This window comes from Variovorax sp. FW305-3-2-15-B-LB1, from assembly GCF_058787635.1.
The window spans coordinates 1-3,878 of sequence record NZ_JBYSZY010000112.1; the positions used below are offsets into that span (position 1 = coordinate 1).

General features: G+C 68.9%; 2 protein-coding genes. Both read right to left on the bottom strand.

Annotated elements, in window-relative coordinates:
- Window positions 1-2,064 (bottom strand): 1,4-alpha-glucan branching protein GlgB (gene glgB, locus AC3WQR_RS31465; protein WP_492745954.1); only part of this gene is annotated, 2,064 nt, incomplete at its 3' end.
- 5 nt (window positions 2,065-2,069) lie between these two features.
- Window positions 2,070-3,728, bottom strand: coding sequence for an alpha-amylase family glycosyl hydrolase (locus tag AC3WQR_RS31470; protein WP_492745956.1), 1,659 nt, complete (start codon window positions 3,726-3,728; stop codon window positions 2,070-2,072).
- Between the last annotated feature and the right edge of the window lie 150 nt (window positions 3,729-3,878).

Below are 3,878 nucleotides of genomic sequence, written 5' to 3' on the forward strand. Positions count from 1 at the left end.
CCCATACACAACCCCATCCGTATTGATGACCTCCCGATACGAGCCAGCCACAGGCACCCCCAACCGATAGTCATGCCGAGGCACAGGCGTGAAGTTGCAAACCACCACAACAACCCCCCCATCCCGAGCCCGCCGAACAAACGCAAACACCGACTGCGCCACATCGTCATGCACCAACCACTCGAACCCGGACCCTTCATGGTCCAGCTCATGCAAAGCAGGAAAGTGCCGATACACATTGTTCAGATCGCGCACCAACCGCCGCACCCCTTGATGCCCCGCATGCTCGAGCAAGTGCCAGTCCAACCCCCGATCCGCATTCCACTCCGCGTACTGCGCAAACTCCCCCCCCATGAACAGCAGCTTCTTCCCCGGATAAGCCCAGAGGTACCCATACAGGTTGCGCAACCCCGCAAACTTCTGCCATTCATCGCCGGGCATGCGCCCGATCATCGACCCCTTGCCGTGCACCACTTCGTCATGCGACAGCGGCAACACGAAGTTCTCGCTGTGCGCGTACATCAGCCCGAAGGTGATCTGCTGGTGATGGTGCTTGCGATAGACCGGATCGGTCCCGGCATACGCCAGCGTGTCGTTCATCCACCCCATGTTCCACTTGTAGTGAAACCCCAGCCCGCCGTCTTCCGGCGGTCGCGTCACCCCGGGAAAGCTCGTCGACTCTTCCGCAATGGTCACTGCGCCCGGACGCTCCACGCCCACCACGCGGTTCATGCGCCGAAGGAAATCGATGGCCTCCAGGTTCTCGCGCCCGCCCTGCGCATTCGGCACCCACTCGCCGGCCTTGCGGCTGTAGTCGCGGTACAGCATCGACGCCACCGCATCCACGCGCAGGCCGTCCACGCCGTAGCGCTCCAGCCAGTACAGCGCATTGCCGACGAGGTAGTTGCGCACCTCCGTGCGCGCGTAGTTGAAGATCAGCGTCTGCCAGTCGTTGTGGAAGCCCTCGCGCGGATCGGCGTACTCGTACAGCGCGGTGCCGTCGAAGTTGCCCAGGCCGTGCGCGTCGGTCGGAAAGTGCGCGGGCACCCAGTCGAGGATCACGCCCAGCCCCGCGGCATGCGCGGCTTCGACGAAATGGCGGAAGTCGCCGGGCGTGCCGAAGCGCGAGGTCGGGGCATACAGGCCGATGGGCTGGTAGCCCCACGAGCCGTCGAAGGGGTGCTCGGTGATGGGCAGCAGCTCGATGTGCGTGAAGCCCATGTCGCGCACATAGGGCACGAGCGTGTCGGCCAGCTCGCGGTAGTCCAGCCATTCCTGGCCATGGTGCTTGCGGCGCCACGAGCCCAGGTGCACTTCGTAGATGCTGATCGGCGCCTGGTGCGCGTTGGCCTCGGCGCGCCCGGCGGGCATCGGCACGGGCGCGGGCAGCGGCGCCACGACACAGGCGGTGCCGGGGCGCAGCTGCGACGAGAACGCGAAGGGGTCGGCCTTGCGCAGCACCTCGCCGCGCGAGGACAGGATCTCGAACTCGTAGCTGTCGCCGGTCGCCACGTGCGGCGCGAAGATCTCCCACACGCCGCACTCGCGGCGCAGCCGCATCATGTGGCGCCGGCCGTCCCAGTTGTTGAAGTCGCCGACCACCGACACGCGCCGCGCATTCGGCGCCCACACGGCAAAGGCCACGCCCTTCACGCCGTCGATTTCGCGCAGGTGCGCGCCCAGCCGCTCCCACGGCCGCAGGTGCGTGCCCTCGGCCAGCAGCCACACGTCGGTCTCGCCGAGCACGAACGGAAAGCGGTAGGGGTCTTCGAGCCGCGAGGCGTGCCCGGTCTCCCAGTCGACCTGGAACGAGTAGCCCATGCGCGCCTCGGCCGCGGGCACGAGGCCGCTGAACAGGTCGGAGCCCTCGTGCCGCGCAAGGATCGACAGCGGCCAGCCCGTGCGCGAATGCACCACGGCCACCTGCCGCGCGCCGGGCATCAGCGCGCGCACCTCGAGGCCGTCGGCGGTCTCGTGGGGGCCGAGCACGGCGAACGGGTCACCGTGCTCGGCGCGCATCAGCGCGGGGATGTCGGCAGCTTGGAGGAAGGGAGAAGGGGGCATGGGGTTCAGCGTCCTCCTGCTTCGGCAGGCGTGCCGAAGAACACGCCATAAGGCGCCAATGTCAGCAGGGGCTTTGGATCGGCAGTGAGGGTCGCGGTCGGCGCGAGCGGGTGGCCGGCCAGCGGCACCAGTGGCTCGGGCAACGGAATCGACACCGGTTCGCTCCCCGTGTTGAAGATCGCGTGCAGCACCGCGTCCCCTTCGCTTCGCACGATGTGCAGCAGCGGCGCGGGCGCATCGACGAACGCCAGCGCCCCCGTGCGCAGCAGCGGCTGGGTGCGGCGCCAGTGCAGCAGCGCGCGGCTGAAGGCGAGCATCGAGCCGGGGTCGGCCTCCTGCTGGTCGACGGCCAGCGGCAGGTGCGCGCCGTCCACCGGCAGCCAGGGCGTGCCGGTGCTGAAGCCGGCGTTGGGCGCATCGGCGGTCCAGGGCATCGGCGTGCGGCAGCCGTCGCGGCCCTTGAACTCGGGCCAGAAGGCGCGGCCGTAAGGGTCTTGCAGCAGTTCGAAGGGCACGTCGGCCTCGGGCAGGCCGAGCTCTTCGCCCTGGTAGAGGCTGGCGCTGCCGCGCAGCGCCAGCAGCAGCGCGAGCCAGAGCCGGTCGCGGCGCGTGTCGGGCGCCTGGCCGTCGCTCCAGCGCGTGGCGACGCGCGGCACGTCGTGGTTCGACACCGCCCAGCAGCCCCAGCCGCCCGTCACGGCCAGTGCGGTGTCGAGCGATTCGACCTGGTGGCGCAGATGCTTCGGGCTGTGGTCGGCCGTCAGCAGGCTGAAGCTGTAGGCCAGGTGCAGGCGCTTGCCGCGTTCGGTGTACTGCGCCATGACCGGCGGCGCGTTCTCGTCGCCAACCTCGCCCAGCGCGACCGCGCCGTAGCCGTCGAGCAATCGGCGCAGGCGCTCGAGGAACACCAGGTTCTCGGGCTGGCTCTTGTCGTACAGGTGGACCTGCATCGCGTACGGGTTGTCGGCGCGCACGGTGCTGACCTCGCCCATCGATTCGACCGTGGCCGGCGGGTTGTCGCGCAGCAGCGCGTCGTGGAACTGGTGGTTGCAGGCGTCGAAGCGGAAGCCGTCCACGCCGCGCTCGCACCAGAAGCGCACCTCGCCGAGCAGCGCGTCCTGCACGGCGGCGCAATGGAAGTTGAGGTCGGGCTGCTCGGCCAGGAAGCTGTGCAGGTAGTACTGCCGCCGGCGCGAGTCCCACTGCCAGGCCGAGCCGCCAAAGACCGAGAGCCAGTTGGTGGGCGGCGTGCCGTCGGGCCTGGGGTCGGCCCAGACATACCAGTCGGCCTTGGGGTTGTCGCGCGAGCTGCGGCTTTCGGCGAACCAGGCGTGCTGGTCGGAGGTGTGCGAGAGCACCTGGTCGATGATGAGCTTCAGGCCCAGCGCATGCATGCGTGCGCGCATGGCGTCGAAGTCGGCCAGCGTGCCGAACAGCGGATCGACGGCGCGGTAGTCGGCCACGTCGTAGCCGAAGTCTTTCATGGGGGAGCGGAAGAAGGGCGAGACCCAGACCGCGTCGACGCCCAGGCGGGCGACGTGGTCGAGCTTCGACGTGATGCCGGGCAGGTCGCCGACGCCGTCGCCGTTGCTGTCCATGAAGCTGCGCGGGTAGATCTGGTAGATCACCGCGCCCCGCCACCATTCGCCGTTGCTGCCGCTCATGCCTGCCCCTGTGGTCGAAATTCATTGTGGCATGCGAAATCCGGGCCAGCGGTACGCTGTGGCAGGCGGGCGCCGCGCGGAAGTGGGTAAATTCAGCAGGGCGGGGCGCTGCCGCCCCGACCCCCGACCGATGACCACCGACGACACCGC